The organism is Marisediminitalea oceani (genome assembly GCF_003731635.1).
Lineage (GTDB): Bacteria > Pseudomonadota > Gammaproteobacteria > Enterobacterales > Alteromonadaceae > Alteromonas > Alteromonas oceani.
Genome location: NZ_RCUA01000044.1, coordinates 35,074 through 51,982, shown reverse-complemented (window position 1 = coordinate 51,982; position 16,909 = coordinate 35,074). Strand labels below are relative to the sequence as shown.

At 48.3% G+C, this 16,909-nt stretch carries 11 protein-coding genes; 9 read left to right on the top strand and 2 right to left on the bottom strand.

Annotation, left to right across the window (positions count from 1 at the left end):
* Nucleotides 1-57: 57 nt before the first annotated feature.
* The gene (locus D9T21_RS13790) at nt 58-2,568 is read right to left on the bottom strand and encodes a glycoside hydrolase family 3 protein (protein ID WP_123325547.1); all 2,511 of its coding nucleotides are present in this window, start codon (nt 2,566-2,568) and stop codon (nt 58-60) included.
* A gap of 530 nt (nt 2,569-3,098) precedes the next feature.
* Here D9T21_RS13790 and D9T21_RS13780 point away from each other — a divergent pair.
* The 5 genes from D9T21_RS13780 to D9T21_RS13760 all read left to right on the top strand — a co-directional run bounded on the left by D9T21_RS13780 (nt 3,099) and on the right by D9T21_RS13760 (nt 9,805).
* Nucleotides 3,099-4,433: a GH1 family beta-glucosidase gene (locus tag D9T21_RS13780; RefSeq protein ID WP_123325545.1), complete on the top strand. Its 1,335-nt coding sequence runs from the start codon at nt 3,099-3,101 to the stop codon at nt 4,431-4,433.
* Between the two features lie 24 nt (nt 4,434-4,457).
* The gene (locus D9T21_RS13775) at nt 4,458-5,801 is read left to right on the top strand and encodes a glycoside-pentoside-hexuronide (GPH):cation symporter (RefSeq protein ID WP_123325544.1); all 1,344 of its coding nucleotides are present in this window, start codon (nt 4,458-4,460) and stop codon (nt 5,799-5,801) included.
* Nucleotides 5,802-5,811: 10 nt separating this feature from the next.
* Nucleotides 5,812-6,813: a LacI family DNA-binding transcriptional regulator gene (locus D9T21_RS13770; RefSeq protein ID WP_123325543.1), complete on the top strand. Its 1,002-nt coding sequence runs from the start codon at nt 5,812-5,814 to the stop codon at nt 6,811-6,813.
* Nucleotides 6,814-6,905: 92 nt separating this feature from the next.
* Entirely contained in the window at nt 6,906-7,994 is a 1,089-nt protein-coding gene (locus D9T21_RS13765; RefSeq protein WP_123325542.1) for a methyl-accepting chemotaxis protein, read from the top strand.
* A 224-nt stretch (nt 7,995-8,218) separates the two neighbouring features.
* Entirely contained in the window at nt 8,219-9,805 is a 1,587-nt protein-coding gene (locus D9T21_RS13760) for a methyl-accepting chemotaxis protein (protein ID WP_123325541.1), read from the top strand.
* 70 nt (nt 9,806-9,875) lie between these two features.
* On the opposite strand, the gene D9T21_RS13755 is transcribed toward D9T21_RS13760, so the two are convergent.
* On the bottom strand, nt 9,876-10,163 hold the full coding sequence (locus D9T21_RS13755) for a YebG family protein (protein ID WP_123325540.1): 288 nt from the start codon (nt 10,161-10,163) through the stop codon (nt 9,876-9,878).
* A 92-nt stretch (nt 10,164-10,255) separates the two neighbouring features.
* Here D9T21_RS13755 and D9T21_RS13750 point away from each other — a divergent pair, with 92 nt between their 5' ends.
* The 4 genes from D9T21_RS13750 to D9T21_RS13735 all read left to right on the top strand — a co-directional run bounded on the left by D9T21_RS13750 (nt 10,256) and on the right by D9T21_RS13735 (nt 16,874).
* A complete protein-coding gene (locus D9T21_RS13750) occupies nt 10,256-10,672 on the top strand; it encodes a S24 family peptidase (protein ID WP_105936919.1) in 417 nt (138 codons plus the stop codon).
* Nucleotides 10,660-11,916: a Y-family DNA polymerase gene (locus tag D9T21_RS13745; protein WP_123325539.1), complete on the top strand. Its 1,257-nt coding sequence runs from the start codon at nt 10,660-10,662 to the stop codon at nt 11,914-11,916. The genes D9T21_RS13750 and D9T21_RS13745 overlap by 13 nt, the downstream gene beginning before the upstream one ends.
* Nucleotides 11,917-12,146: 230 nt before the next feature.
* A complete protein-coding gene (locus D9T21_RS13740) occupies nt 12,147-16,115 on the top strand; it encodes an ATP-binding protein (RefSeq protein WP_123325538.1) in 3,969 nt (1,322 codons plus the stop codon).
* Nucleotides 16,116-16,208: 93 nt separating this feature from the next.
* Nucleotides 16,209-16,874 (top strand): SDR family oxidoreductase, encoded by a 666-nt coding sequence (locus tag D9T21_RS13735; RefSeq protein ID WP_123325537.1) that lies wholly within the window; start codon nt 16,209-16,211, stop codon nt 16,872-16,874.
* Nucleotides 16,875-16,909: the final 35 nt, after the last annotated feature.

Below are 16,909 nucleotides of genomic sequence, written 5' to 3'. Positions count from 1 at the left end.
GGGCCCCGGGAGGGTGACCGGGCCAATTAAATGGTCCCGGCCACAGGGCACACACACTCAGGAGCCAGGGCAGACGACAGGCGTTTCTACCCGGGTAAAGCGGATATCTGACAGTTTAAACTCGGTAGCATCCTCGGCGGAGAGTGCCATTGGCACGTATATCTCACGCAGATTAACGCCCTTATCAACAAAGCAGCTCAGTGGAATCGCTACGCTCTGCCAGTTGTTGTCAGCAGTGGTAAAGTTGTCCAGCGCCAGTTCAGCTTCGCAGCCATCACCACAAGACATGGAAACGGTCATCCCGGTTGTTGCTGAACTTTGGAAGTCAAAGGCCAGTACACCTGTTGGCACAGCGTAATCGAGCAGATCTTCCGGGAAAGGCGAGAAGAAGCGGATGCTATCTTCGCTGCTGCCCAGCTCAATCTGCAGCGTATCTTCCTGCACGTGACGGTCGGCAGTACGAATGCTAAGGGTATTAACACTCAATACGTTACTGTTCATTGTGCTTTGCTCGCCGGCACTGGTGGCGATAAGTGACCAAGGCTGTTGTACGCTCTGCTGAAAGATTACCGCATCTCCGGCGGCGTTGGCAGCGCTATTCACAGACTCATCGAGTTGCGGCAGATCTGCGTTTTCACCGTAGCTCAGGCCGTAGTCGTAGGCAAATAGCGGTTGCTTACCATCACCCTTGTTAACCGGGTTCTGGAATGGGTCGGCAGGCCATGAAAACGAAAGCTTGCCGTGCATAGGGAAGTTAACTGAACCGTCTGGTTTGCTGAATAATACGTCGGCTACACCGCCGCCCTCTGAGCCTGGTAACCAGGCAACCACAAAGGCATCGGAGGCGTTAAGTTCGGGCGTAACCCACAACGGGCGACCGGTGATGAATACCGATACCACTGGAATACCCTGCGCCTTTAGGGATTTCAGTAGTGCCAGGTCCTGCTTGTCGCCACGCTGATACTCCACGTTGGCGATATCACCGTTACCTTCGGCATAGGGTGTTTCACCAAATACTACAATCGCTACATCAGGCTTTTCTGTGAAGCTGCCATTCACGCTTAATTCAGCCTCACCACCGGCGGCTTCAACGGTTTGCTCAATGCCAGTGTAAATAGAGGTGGCTCCCGGGAAATCACTGTTTTCATTACCGGTGCCTTGCCAGGTAATGGTCCAGCCGCCGGATTGCTTACCAATATTGTGCGCGCCATCACCGGCGACCAGTACCCGACTATTTGGTGCAAGCGGTAGTAGTTGTTGGTTATTTTTAAGCATCACCAACGATTTACGGACGGCTTCACGGGCGATTTCGCGGTGGGCATCAGCACCGATAACCGACATGTCTCCAGACAGGCTGCGATTAGCCGGTGAAGGCAGGTCGAACAGACCAACACGTAATTTTACCCGCAGTACCCGGCTAACGGCGTCATCAAGCCGTGCCATGGGGATTTCGCCGCTGTTCACCTGAGCAATCAGGTTTTCCATTAAAGGCTTCCAGGTTGGGGTAGGCGCCATGTAAACATCCAGGCCTGCCAGTAAAGCCTGCGGGCAGTTATCGTTAGTGCAGCCCGGGATTTGGCCGTGGCCGTTCCAGTCACCTACCACAAATCCATCAAAGCCCATTTTGTCTTTCAGAACGTCGGTAAGTAAGTATTTGCTACCGTGTATCTTTTCGCCATGCCAGCTATTGAAAGACGCCATTACAGACTGTGAACCGGCATTTAAGCCTTGCACGTAGCCTTGCGCATGGATGTCGAAAAGCTCCTTTTCACTGGCCAGGTTGTTACCCTGATCATCGCCCTTATCGGTACCGCCATCGCCAACAAAGTGTTTAACGGTGGAAATGACGTGCTGATCGTCGATGTTGCCATCGCTGATATCCCCTTGCAGGCCGGTAACGATGGCGCGCGCATACTCTCCCACAATAGCGGGATCTTCGGAGTAACTTTCGTAGGTGCGGCCCCAGCGGTCGTCACGTACAACTGCAACGGTGGGAGCAAAAATCCAGTCTATACCGGTGGCACGTACTTCTTTGGCGGTAGCGGTAGCTATTTCTTCAATTAACGCCGGGTCCCGCATGGCACCCAGGCCAATGTTGTGAGGAAACAGTGTGGCACCGATCACGTTATTGTGACCGTGCACCGCGTCGGTGCCCCACATGGTTGGAATGCTGCTGCCGTCGAGTGAGTCATCGATGGATGCCTGATACATAGCTTCGGCCAGATCGATCCATTCCTGGGGCGTTGCATGTTTGTTTGCGCCCGGGAAAGAACCGCCACCATTCAGGTAAGAGCCAAAACCGTAGCGGCGCATGTCTTCTACAGTTACATCGCGGATCTCTGGCTGGATAAGTTGCGCGACTTTTTGCTCTACTGTCATGTCGGCCAGCAGCGCTTCAACCTTGGCTTCAACGGCTTGTTTATTAGTGATAGGCGATTGAATTTGCGGCCAGTAATCCGGAACAGTAACGGTATTGGCAGACTGGCTGTCAGTTTCTGATGTGGTGCAAGCGGTTAACGCTGCAACCCCAATGGCTGCTGCAGTCACTGACAAAGTAAATGATTTCATTATTATTCTCCGGATTATAACCCCTGCGAATGCCTAGGCACTGCGAAACCAATGAACGAATGTTAATAATTTGTTGTGAGAGTATATGTATAAATTTTAAAAATGCAAGCGCTTACATTTTTGCGTTGAAAAATAGCTCGGGAAGTGTTTCCTGTCAGTAGCGAAACCGCTTAAATAACCAGTAATTCTGAAAATTATGGCTTATTAGCAGGCGATTGGCCGTGAATAATTGTACTTTTTCGCCGTGTATGGTGACTTTTTGAAAGCGTTTACATAATTGTGCTGGCGTGTAGATACGGTGGCTATTGGCAGCCAGTATGTTTATTTGTTGCATATGGATACAATGATACTGAGTATTACCTTGACTAACTTCATTCAGCGGCGGTGTACCAATGATATGAATTAAAATGTAAATAACTTGTATAAAAAATGAAAGCGCTTACAATTGAAGCCTGATTTATGATGGTATTATTCTGCAAGAGGTGGCCGCACGCTAACGTAAATCACTGCGTTAGTTGCGTAAATGTAAGATGAGTAAAGGTTTTTCAATCAGTAGTGCGCTTAGTGATCCGAACTTTACCGTTGGGGTAGCTACTTCGTCGTTTCAGATCGAAGGCGCCAGCGAATTGCGCGAGCCCTGTATATGGGACACATTCTGCCAGGTGCCCGGCGCAGTAAAGGATAACTCCGATGGCCGCAAGGCCTGTGATCATTATCATCTGTGGCAACAGGATATTGCGCTGATTGATGAACTGGGTTTTGATGCCTATCGGTTTTCTGTTTGTTGGCCAAGGATAATTTGTGCCGACGGCAGTGTTAATCAGGAAGGTCTGGCCTTTTATCTTAAAATACTCGATGAATTGCAACGACGAGGCCTGAAGGCTTATGTGACGCTTTATCACTGGGAGTTACCGCAATTTTTGGAAGATAAGGGCGGTTGGCTTAACCGCGCTACGGCCTACGCTTTTGCTGAATACAGCCGCATTGTAGCCACCGCATTTGGTAATAGAGTAAGTGCTTACACTACGCTTAATGAGCCTTATTGCAGCGCATTCCTTGGTTACGAAATAGGCGTTCATGCGCCGGGTAAAATTGGTAAGCAATACGGTAAAAAGGCCGCTCACCACCTTCTGCTTGCTCATGGGCTTGCTATGCAGGAGCTGAATGAGGTCTGCCCGCATATCCCGAGCGGCTTGGTTCTGAATTTTACCACTTATTATCCGGTTACTGACAGTGAAGCTGATAAGCAGGCTACCTTACTGGCAAAGGCCCATTTTAACGACTGGTATGTGAGTCCTGCGTTAACGGGGAAATACCCGCCGCTGCTGAACACTTTACCCGAAGCTGAAAAGCCATTAATTGAACCGGGTGACATGGAAATAATCTCCGCGCCTATGGCGTATCTCGGGGTTAACTATTATACCCGGGCTCTGGTGCAGGCTCGCCCGGGAGGCCACTTTGAGATCCTGCCGCCTGATGACAACGTACCTGTCACGGCAATGAATTGGGAAATTTATCCACAAGGCTTGTGTGATTTATTGCTCCAGCTTCATAATGAGTATGATTTGCCGCCACTTTTTATTACCGAGAACGGTATGGCCGAAGATGACGTGATACAAGACGGTCAGGTGCATGATAAAGTGCGGATGAATTATTTACAGGACCACATGCAGGCTGTTGCTGCAGCAATGGAAAAAGGCGTGGATATCAGAGGTTACTTTGTGTGGAGTCTGTTGGATAATTTTGAATGGGCGGAAGGGTATCTCAAGCGGTTTGGCATTGTGCATGTGGATTTTAAAACCCAGCAACGGCTACCTAAACAAAGCGCCCTGAAACTCAGTGAATGGCTTAAACAACGCCGCTAAAATCCATAGCTGTCTGGACATTTAATGATTAGTGTAAAAGAAAAAGTTGCATACGGGCTTGGCGATACAGCAAGCAACTTTGTCTTTCAGACGGTCATTTTGTTTCTTACTTTCTACTACACCGATGTGGTTGGGCTCAATCCCGCGACCGTTGGCAGTATCTTTTTATTAGTACGGCTGATTGATGCGGTAACCGATCCGTTAATGGGTTCTTTGGCCGATAAAACCCGCACCCGGTGGGGCGCTTACCGGCCCTATTTGCTGTGGATGGCTTTGCCATTTGCACTTATCAGCGTACTCGCTTTTACCACCCCCGATACGGATTACAACGGTAAGCTGATTTACGCCATTGCCAGCTATGTGCTGTTAATGCTGATGTATACCGCAATTAATATCCCTTATTCCGCGCTTGGCGGTGTGATAACTGCAAGTCCACTGGAGCGGGTGTCGGTACAGTCTTATCGCTTCGTGTTTGCCATGTTGGGCGGACTGATTGTGTCGCTTTGCACGCTGCCAATGGTGAATTGGTATGGCGCGGGCAACGATGCTCGGGGTTATCAGCTTACTATGCTGACCATGGGACTGGTTGGGATGGTGCTATTTCTATTGTGTTTCGCCGGCACCAGGGAAAGAGTATTGCCGGCCGATGGGCCACCCTCACCGGTACGGGAGCAGTTAAAAGCAGTCTGGCATAACGACCAGTGCCGTATTTTGTGTATCGTCAGTATGGTGTTGCTAACCGGGATAGTATTGCGCAATGCGCTGGCGATTTATTACGTAAAATATGTGCTGCAACGCCCCGACGATGTCACGCTGTTTGTTTCGCTGGCGATGGTGGGCGGCATTCTGGGCGCAGCATCGGCTCATCCATTTACCCGTCGCTGCGACAAGGTACTGTTATACAAAGTGCTACAGCTTTCTTGCGCGGGGTTGTGTATTGTTAATTATTTCCTGCCTCCGACCATGTGGGCGGGGGCTTTGGTGATTCATTTTTTATGGGGCTTCGTACTGCAAATGACGTCACCATTATTGTGGTCAAAAATGGGCGATGTGACTGACTACGGTGAGTTGCAAACTGGTACACGCTTAACCGCCATGACCTTCTCCACCATAGTGTTTTTTATCAAATTAGGCATCGCACTTGGCAGTGCGCTGGCGGGTTGGGCGCTCGCCTACTTTGGCTACCAGGCAAATAACATCGATGAGCGGGTAAGTCACGGTATAACATTGTCTTTTTGTTTAATACCGGCAGCTATGTCTTTAGTGGTAGTGTTGTTGATGCGCTGGTATAAACTGGACAGTCGGCGAGTGGACAACATCCACAATGCCCTTAAAACGGCACGGCAACCCCAGCAGGAAAACGTATAGCGAAGTTAATATGGTCACGATAAAACAAGTTAGTGAAAAGGCCGGTGTATCGTCTGCCACCGTATCCAGGGTTATTAACAATACCGGCACGGTAAAAGAGAAAACCCGCGAACTGGTTATGACGGCCATGGCGGAGCTGGGTTACCGCCATAATGTTGTGGCAGCTTCACTGGCATCCAATAAAACCCATACCATTGGGTACGTTGTACCGGAACTGCATGGTTCTTTCTTCGGGGCGATGATGGGCGGCACTGAGCAGGCCCTGCGGCAGGCCAAGAAACACATGCTGATCGCTACCGGTCACTCCGACGCACAAATTGAAAAAGAACAAATAGATGCTCTGCTCAGCCGCCGTTGCGATGCGTTGATTTTGCATGTGGAAGCCGTTAGCGACGAGTATCTGGTGAATCTGGTCCATCAGGGCGTTGAACTGGTGGTGGTAAACCGCTTTATTGAAGAGATCGGCGATAATTGCATTAGTCTCGACAACGTAAAAGGCGGATATCTCGCCTCTCGTCACCTCCTCGATATTGGCCACACGCAAATCGCCTATATTGCCGGCTCGCTGTTTAAAGCCGATGGTAAAAACCGTTTAACCGGCCACCAACAGGCCCTTGCCGACATGGGGGTTGAATACACAGACAACCTTACCTACGAGGGTAACTTCCAGGCTAAATCCGGTACTGAGGGGATTCGTGCATTGGTTGCCCGCGGCGCAAAATTTACTGCGGTAGCCTGTGCAAACGATGAAATGGCCTCCGGCGCAATGATTGCGTTGCGCGAGCTGGGCCGCAGAGTGCCGGAAGATGTATCGGTAATTGGGTTTGATAACGTGGACTTTGCCAGTTATCTCTCGCCGGGGCTAACCACCATTGATTATCCGGTACAAAAAATCGGAAGTATGGCGGCTCACTGGGTGCTTGAGCGGGTTTACGGTCATACCCGGCATGAATATCAGCATATTCTTAGCCCGCGACTGATCCTCAGAGGTACGACGAGCAGTCCTGAGTAGTAAATCACTGGATTATTTTTGGCCAACTCTTAGAATCGCGCAATACTACCAGTAATGGTAGGGTTTTATCGTTTACCTCAGGAGCCGTTGATTTGTTTGTATTTCGCACAACCCTTGATCAAGAGCAGGGAAAAGTATCTGTTCTCAAAAGAGAAAACGCCGAGCTTGCGGCACAACTAGCTGCACTGGAAGAAGAGAACCGAGAGCTCAGAGCACAACTTGCTGAAGCGGAAAACAAAGAATCTGATATGCCCGGCCTGACCGACAGCATGCTTGATTCGTTAAATCAGGTAGAAGGAATTCGCCAGACGGTGCTCTCCTCGTTTGAGGATATTAGTGAGCAAACCGACAAAATTACTGAGAACCATCGCCTGTTTGCTGAATCCAGCGAATCTCTGAAGCAGATCGTGAGTGACATGAGCGGCCTGAATACCATGATGTCGGCCATGAGTGACAGCATCGAAGGCCTTTCTGAAACGGCGGATAGCATCAATAAGTTTGTGACCACCATTACCAGTATCTCGGATCAGACCAACCTGCTGGCCCTGAATGCCGCCATTGAAGCTGCCCGTGCCGGAGATGCCGGACGCGGATTCAGCGTGGTGGCAGATGAAGTACGCTCTCTGGCAAATGAAACCAATCAATCGGCAAGTGAAGTCTCTGAGCTGGTAAAAAGTATCATTCAATCCACTCAGGTGGCGGTGTCTTCTGTTGGTGAATTGCAGACCAATAATGGTAAGTTAGCCGACGGTATCAGCTCACTTAACAGTAATTATGCCGGCATGATTGAACACTGTGATGTAATGGAAAACACCATCCGTTCTGCCAGCCTGCAAACCTTTATCCAAACCGTAAAGCTTGATCACGTGGTATGGAAGTCTGAGGTTTATGCCGTACTTACCGGACGCTCTTCCAAGTCAGAACAAGACTTTGTCGATCACACAAGCTGCCGCCTGGGTAAATGGTATAGCAGCAACGCGACAACAGACATGGCTAAGCTCGATGCGTTCAAGCGTCTGGACAGGCCCCATGCAGCCGTTCATGAAGCCGGAGTTAATGCTATCAGCGCACACGCTGCGGGTAACCATGTTGAGTGTGAACAGTTGCTCCGGGAAATGGAAGCTGCCAGCCAGGAGGTAACCACCTTACTGGATAATATATCGCACACTGCAAAACCCTAACTATTCGCCGGAGGTGGCTCGCAAGGAGTCGCCCGCTTTACTATCCTGTTGTTTTACTTCCACTCTGCCATTTGAATTTTCGCCACGTGTTTAGTGGTGGTTGTTTATTTCATGGTCTATTTTAAATGATAGAGGTAGTTGGGTACCCTGCATTCGTCTTTATTCTTCACATAGGGTGAGCCCGGCTATTGGTCGTCAGGAGCAAGAAGGGAGCTTCATACTCGATGCGTAATAACCAGCCAGTTACACAAAAAGAATACAAATTTCCTAAGCACTACCGGCTGATTTCATCTACCGACAAGCGCGGCATTATCACCTACTGTAATGACGCTTTTGTGGAGGTGAGCGGTTTTGACAGGGAGGAACTAATAAATAAAAACCATAATCTTGTGCGTCACCCCGATATGCCGGAAGGGGTGTTCAAAGAAATGTGGCAAACCCTGCATACAGGCCGGATTTGGATGGGTCTGGTAAAAAACCGGCGTAAAAATGGCGACCATTACTGGGTGTCGGCATTCGTTACGCCGGTTTACGAGAACAACGAAATTGTTGGTTATGAGTCGGTCAGGGTGCCAGCTCTGGATCACGAAGTTGCCCGTGCCAGCGCTCGCTATGAGCGGATCCGTAATGGTCAGTCAGCGGCCAGGGCCAGCGAAATTTATCTTTACATGCTCAAGAAACTGAGTGTGTTCTGGGGGGCGGGTATCCCACTGCTTATTTTTCTGGGCTTATTTGCCGGTTTAGTGCCTACAGTGGTTACCGCCGCAGTGCTTATTATAATGGCGGTGTGGCAGCATTCCTTAAGCGAAAAAAGATGGGAAGAGCTCATTGGCCTGAGCCCGGATTCTTACGATAGCGCCGTGGTTTCGCAAACTTATTTTGATGATTTTGGCGCATCGGCCAGAGCCAAGCTGGTGCTTGGTTGTGAACTTGCCCGCAGTCGCACAGCGTTAACCCGTATCAAAGACGCGGCTTCGTCACTGGAGCATATTGCCAACACCACCCACGAGCAGGCGGCCATTACGTCTACCGCAGTGGTGCAACAAAATCAGGCAACTCAACAAATTGCTTCGGCAGTGACTCAGATGTCTCAGTCTATCCAGGAAGTGGCAGAGAGGGTGGAACAGAATGCCGATACTGCCCGCTCTGCGGCGCGAAATGTGGAAACCGGAAACCAGACTGCGCAATCTGCGGCAGCAGCCATTGATGAGCTAAAAGGGGTAGTGGAAACTATTTCCGCTACGGTAACCGAGCTAGACCAGAGCACCAGTGATATTGGTGAAGCGGCAAGCATTATCTCGTCGATTGCTGAGCAAACGAATTTGCTGGCGCTGAACGCTGCTATCGAAGCTGCCCGGGCGGGTGAGCAAGGGCGGGGCTTTGCTGTGGTTGCCGACGAGGTGCGGGCCCTGGCTTCCAAAACCCGCGAATCCACAGATCGTATTCATAACATCATTCAGGTTCTGGCCACGCGTAGTGAGCGAGCTGTAAAAGTGTCTAAAAACGGGCTGGAGTCAGCAGAACGCGGCGCCGGTATTGTGCAGGACACCCGTCAGGCGCTGTCTGATATCAATGTTGCCGTGCAGGGTATTTCTGAAATGACCATCGAAATGTCGGCTGCAGTCGAAGAACAAAGCGCTGTAGCGGAGCATATTAATCAGCAAATTGTTGAAATTGCCGATGGCGCTGCCGATACTCAGCGCAGTTCAGAGCGTTCACTGGAAGCCAGCGATCATCTGCATACCACCATTGCCGAAGTTAATGGCGTTATAAAGCGCTTCAACATCGAAAAAGAAATTGGCAACAAATAGCACCACCAGGCTTAGTGATTATCGCTGAGCCTGGCAGCCCTGCTATATCATTCCAACGGCGTTTATTGCCCTAGCCGTTGGCTTTTAGCTTTACCACTTCAGCGCTCTCACTGGATAACAGCGTATCGGCATCGGTGCCTTTGAGCAGCTTAGCCAGGTTATCTTTATTTTTGGCCAGCATAATTGATAACTCTTCGGCAACCGCTTCTTCTAGCTTGATGCCTTTCGCCTCAATGTAAACGGCCAGATTATCGGCCACATCGAGCATTTTATCGTATTGATCTGCTGCTTTTTTATCGGTAGTAACCAACTTTTCTACCCCTTTATGAGAGACCACATATTGTGTTGTGATAGCCATTGTGTAACTCCGTTGTTGTGAAATTCCTTGTCACTCTATCGCAATTTACTGTATAAATAAACAGTATTTTTTAACAGGTGGTAAAGTTAACAATGCTTCAGGTTATACCCGTTGCAGCGCAAGCTGGCATCAGTGGTTTCGAGTCGCCGGCAGCTGAATATAAACAGCTGGCGCTGGATCTCGACGAGCTACTTATAGAACACCCTACAGCTACGTTTATTGGTCAGGCTCAGGGCGACTCGATGACAGGCGTAGGTATATTCGACGGCGATCTGCTGATTGTCGATCGTGCGGCGCATCCCACTTCACTGGATGTGATAGTGGCCAATTTAAACGGTAATTTTGTTTGTAAACTCTACGATCGCAAAGCACAGGTGTTGTTATCTCCTGGCCTTGATCACAAGCCCTATGCATTGGGCGACGGTGATCTGTTTGAGGTGGAGGGGATAGTGGTGCGTTCTGTGCGTATGCACCGTTATGTTAGATGGTTAAGCCAATGTATGCGTTAGTCGATGCCAATAGCTTTTATGCTTCGGCCGAAAAAGTCTTCGACCCGGCCATTCGCCAGCGACCGGTTGTTGTGCTTACCAACAATGATGGCTGTATTTGCGCTCTTTGTGAGCACGCCAAGCAATTGGGCGTCAAAAAGTTTGGCCCCTACTACAAGGTTAAAAAACTGCTGGCACAGCACAATGCCGTGATCCGTTCTTCTAACTATGAACTCTACGATTACTTGTCGAATAAGATGATGCAGGTAGTAGGTCAGTACGCTCCTGACCAGCATGTATATTCCATAGACGAGTGCTTCTTATTTTTTGATAGCTGGCGGCCTGCTGAAAGCTGGCGCGTTTATGCTGAACGCATACAGAGTGATGTGTGGCAGCAACTCAGATTGCCGGTAGGTGTTGGCTTAGGCGCAACGCCCACACTTGCGAAGGTTGCCAGCTTTGCAGGTAAAAAGCTGGGCGATAAGTCTGGCATTGCCGTGCTCGATACGCCGGAAGCTTGTAGGCATGTGCTACTTCAAATGGATGTCCAAGATGTTTGGGGAGTGGGTAAACGCATAGCTGCCCGGTTGCGTGAGCAAGGTATAATAAACGCCTGGCAGCTGGCACAATTTGATCCTAAAGCGCTGCGTAAACAGTTTTCAGTAGAACTGGAGAGAACGGTAAGAGAGCTCAACGGTACCGTGTGTATAAAGTGGGATGAGGAAAGAGCGAAGAAGCAGCAAATATACTCAACGCGGGCGTTCGGGCAACCGGTTACCAGCGAACAGTTTCTGCGTGAGAGCCTCTGCTGGCATGCTGAAAAAGTAGCTGAGAAATTACGCCGGCAGCAGAGTAAAGCCTGGCTACTCACTTTATTTACTCACGCCAATCCCTTTGCGGATACAGAACAATACCACAAGGCGATTCAGCATCGCTTTGCGCAGCCAACTAACGATACCAGAGCGCTGGTTCAGGCTGCGTCTAATGCCAGTCACGCGCTTTACAAAGCCAATATTAAATTACACAAGTGTGGCGTTGGCGCGATAGAGATTATCGAAACTGCCCATGAGCAGAGCGATATGTTCGCCGAACTCGCTCACAACCCCAAACTCATGCAATGCATGGATGCAATAAACAGCCGCTACGGCAGTCAGACTATAGGCGCAGCCGCAAAAGGAATACACCCGGAATGGGGGATGAAAAGAGAACACCTGTCACCCCAATACACGACTAACTGGCGGCATTTGCCTAAGGTTGTGTGTTAACCGAAATAACCAGGTCTGGTTTTTCTACTTTATCACTCAGGCCACAGGGTAATTTTTCTAGGCTACTCCAGTCGGCAGGTAAAGCTGCGCTACCGCCCTGTACTAAGAGACAGTCCTGTTCTGAAAGCTCGAAAATGGTTAATTTTTGTACTATATTCACAATGAAGTCCTCGTTGGTTGTAGGGAGTTACATGAAGTAAATCTAGGGAAAGAGATACGGAGATGGGCGAATGTTTAGGACAAACAATCTTAAAATAAGGACTTGTTGTGGCGTTGTCTTTTTTTTGATCCTCTGGAGTTTCAATGCTTACTCTGTTGAGCCAGCCTGGGTCGGAAAAACGAAATTCAATGGTGACTCTAGTGGCGTAGTTCGCGCTATTGTTACGCACGATAATCATCTCTATCTCGGCGCTGAGAACGGATTCCTCGATCTGGTTGGAGAAACCTCTACTTTCTACTCCCCTGAAAACTCGGCTCTGTCCGATGGTTATATATCTGATCTTACCTTAGATAATGATGGAAATATCTGGATCTCGCAGTTTGGCTCAGGTCTGTTCATCTTTAGACCTGAAGATCGCTCCTTAAGGACCTCCCCTTTACCACCCGAACTTACAAGGTCGTCCTGGGCAGTAGCTGTTGCTGAGCCATTCGTGGGAATTAGCCTGATTAATCAAATTCTCATCCATAACACTGAAACGGGTACGAATACGATAATAGATAAAAATCAGGAGTCAGGCAGATTAAGGCGAATGTACGGGGCTGAATATTTACCTGATATTGGGTTTGTATTTCCTGAGGCGAGCGGGCTTGTTGTTCACGAACCACTGTTAGAGGAGACTTCTTTTTATTCTATCGAAAAGTACTTTCCCATGCTTAACTCAGTTACATCGGTTTCAGTGCACAATGGCCATCTGTTGGTTGGAGGCCCAGGAGGTGTTTACAAGTGGGATCTTGCCAGTAAGGCAATTTATTATCCTTTTGCAGACTCGCTTTATAGCCTCAACGATGTCGACCAGATATTTGTGAGCTCTAACGGGCAAATATGGATTGCGGCGACCGGTCTGTACTATTTAAACGATGAAAAAAATATCATTTCAGCGCTAAAACAAGGACAGCCCAAATATTCGTTAGAACAAATCAAAACAATTGGCGCTATTGCGGAATTAGAGAACGGGACTCTCATTGTTGGTTCGAGTCAACTCGGCCTGTTAACAATCAACGCCAATGATACCGGGATAAAGTATCTTCACGAAACAGACTTTCCCTATCGAAAAGATATTGAATGGTTGAAGTCCGTGACTGACTCATCTGCATTAGTCGGCGCTTCTGACCATCAGTTTAAGCTTGACTTACTCAGTGGAAAACTAGTTGATTCACCACTCTCTGACTTTAAATCAGCACCTATTTCTATACCCGATGGCTCACTTTTCTCTACTGATGACTGTGTACTGATGGCAAGTGATGATGTTGATTCGGAAGTCGTTGCACCTGTTAAGGATCCCGAAAATATCTGTGGAAACCTTAAGCCTATTGCTTTTCAGAATGGCGGTAATTTTTATATTTACTACGAAGTTGAATCTTATGCAGGTTTTGCTCAACTAAGCATGAATGAGTTAAGACATTACATGAATGCACCCAAGGGCATTCGATTTATAAGTATGCAGAGAAATGATGCACTCGTAGTATTGGATAAGAAAAACAGGCTTTACTCAATGGAAGAGTTGGGTGTTTGGATAAAACACGAAGCAGTTAATATGCAGAGATTTTTTGTGTATTGCATGTATTCACATCCAACAGATGACATCATTTATTTATGTACATCGGGAGGTGGCCTGAAGCAATACGATTTGTCTTCAAGACAGTTCAACGGTGCATTTACGGAGCTAAATCTGCCGCGTTTTATTCGGGATGGTTTTGTTGATGGGGAAGGTCATCACTGGCTTGCGACCAATAAGGGACTGTTTTATACGAATGGAGGGTCGGCTTACCAGTTTGATAGTAGTGATGGTGTTATAGATACAGATTTTAATCATCAGGGGTTAATGCCCATTACTGATTCTCAATTCGTGCTCGTTGGCGACCAGATGAGTTATCTTATCGACACTGGTAAGTTGGCAGCATATGTCCAGAATCGAAGAGCGTACAAGTCTATAGCCAGTGTTTTCAGCCTTCAACTGATTAACGATAATAAAAAGATAACGACTTATCCGAATAATCTACTTTCTGAAACTCTGGCCTCTGCCCCCGATGAAATGATTTTTGAATTTGCTTCGGCAGACTATGTTTATCCGCATTTGCACAAGCTTGAATATCGTCTTAAGGGATTTCATGAAGACTGGCAGGAGTTGCCGGCGAATATGGGTACAGTGGCCTACTCAGGTCTGAGATTTGGCGATTTTGATTTTCAGGTTCGGGTTGTGGATAGTAAAAGTCAGGCAGTACAGCCCATTAGTCGTTATCCGTTCAATATTGCCCGGCCACTGTGGTTAACCTGGCAGGCATACATACTTTATCTGGCGGCTTTAGCACTGACTATCTGGCTTGTAGTAGTGTTGATAAAACGTCATATGGCTGAAAAAAGCAGGGTGTTGGCGGCGGTTATTGAACAGAAGCAGTCGGCGCTGCTGGAAAGTAACCGCTCGATTACCGAGCTCTTGAACAAGAAAGAAAAAATCTTCAGTAATCTGGCCAATGAGATAAAAACACCACTAATGCAAATCTTAAATCCGCTCACTGAGCTACGGGCAAGGCCATTAACAGCGGATATCCGGGGTAAGCTCGATCTGGTTTACGATAACGCAGGCCGCCTCAGAGGGCTCACCGACCAACTCGCGGCGGTGGAACGAATTGAACATATTAGCGGCCAGGTGCTGCAGCGATACAATATTGGCAATACATTAGATTTCCTGGTTGAAACCTGGCGTCCGGAAGCCTTAAAAAAACAACTTATACTCAGCTGTGATTGTGATATCAGAGCGCCAGTGTTGTTAATTCAGGACTCATTGGAATCACTACTCAACCATTTACTGATCAATGCAGTTTCTTATACTCAGCCTGGTGGACAAGTGCGCATTAAGGCAAGTCACCAGGCCGATAAGTTAGTGGTATACATTAAAGACAACGGCCCGGGAATGGATAAAGCGCACCTGGAATTTGTTACCTCCCGGTTTGCCAAGGGCTCCAATTATAATGGCAACACTAATACCGGCATCGGCCTGAATCTGGCGAATGCACTGGCGCTTGCCAATGACGGCTGGTTAGAATTAAAAAGTGAACCTGGTACGGGTACAGAGGTTTCGGTGCATTTACCGTTTAACCCTGCACTGACAGTGGAAAACAGGGAAGCCCTTACGGTTGATGATGGAACACAACGGCAGGTAGCAGAACAGTCTGCTCAGTATCGGGAAAGTAACTTACCGGTGGTTCTCGTGATCGAGCGTAGTCATGAGGCGTGCGAATATATCATTAATTTGCTGGGCGAAAGCTTTAACTGTTACTCAACCCAAAGCGGTATGCAGGCACTGGAAATCATCCCTGTTTTGCAGCCTGATGTAATAGTCACCGAGTTAAACATCACTGATATTTCCGGTGTAGTATTTACTGAAAAGCTCAGGGAGCAGGATGTATTTGCTGATGTGCCGGTGATGATACTCACCGCCGCCAGTGACTACACCTCCAAACTTAATAGCTTTAAGGCGTCAGTTAATGACTACCTGGTTAAGCCGGTAGAACGTGAAGAACTGGTATCAAGAATTGAAAGTAACCTGACCTACTCACGGCTCGCACATCGTCATAACGTTAGCAGAAGCGCTAACGACAACGTGGAAGATACACCTGCTTACGTTAAGGCTATTTTACCTCGGTGTGACAATGAAAAAGACCGCAAATTTATTGTTAAGTTCTTAGATGTAATAGAGAGTAATTATCAGGATGAACGGTTTAACCGTAGTCGCGCTTCGGCGTTACTAGCAATGAGCGACAGGCAGCTCAATCGTACTCTGTCCAAACTACTGCCGGATAACTTTACGATGTTTTTAAAGAAGTACCGGTTGGAGAAAAGCATGCCGATGCTGGAACAAGGTTTACAAATAACCCAGATAGCGTTTGAGGTAGGATTTGGCTCGGGCGCTTACTACAGCCGGTGTTTTAAGCAGGTATATAAAGTACTGCCAAGCGACTATCAATTTCCAGACAAGTAAAACAGAGTAATCTGCCATAGTTTTGCACCTTTAAAAGTCAATTACTCTCCCCATGTCGTATTAACTGGGAATGTAAAAAGAGCTTGGAGACTTATTTTGGCTACTATTCTTATTACCGGTGCCAACCGTGGGATCGGACTGGCGCTTGTGCAGGCTTACCTTAAACGAGGTGACAGTGTTATCGGGGTATGTCGTAACTCATCTGAAGCGCTCAAGCGAAGTGGCGCAGAGGTAATCGAACAGGTGGATGTCAGTCAGCAGGATGACCTGGATAAATTGCACAGTCAGCTTGGCGGCAGGACTATCGATGTGCTTATCAATAACGCAGGCATTATGCGTAAGAACAGTCTGGATGATTTGAACTTTGAGCAGATTAGAGAGCAATTTGAGGTAAACGCTATCGGCCCGCTACGGGTTGTTGCCACCTTGAAGGCAAACCTCAAGGAAGGCAGTAAAGTTGGGCTTGTTACCAGCCGGATGGGCTCAATTGCTGATAATGATTCAGGCGGAAGTTACGGTTACCGGATGTCAAAAACGGCGCTCAATGCGGCTGGCAAGTCGCTGGCTGTTGATCTTAATAAACAAGGGATAGCAGTGGCCTTATTGCATCCGGGATGGGTAAATACCGAGATGGTAAACTTCAACGGGCTTATCGAACCGGAAGAGGCGGCCGCAGGGTTGCTGGCACGTATGGATGAATTAAACTGCGAAAACTCCGGCGGATTCTGGCACAGCAACGGCGATCAGCTTCCCTGGTAATTTGTATTAAGCATTAACGTGCCATAACGCCGGGG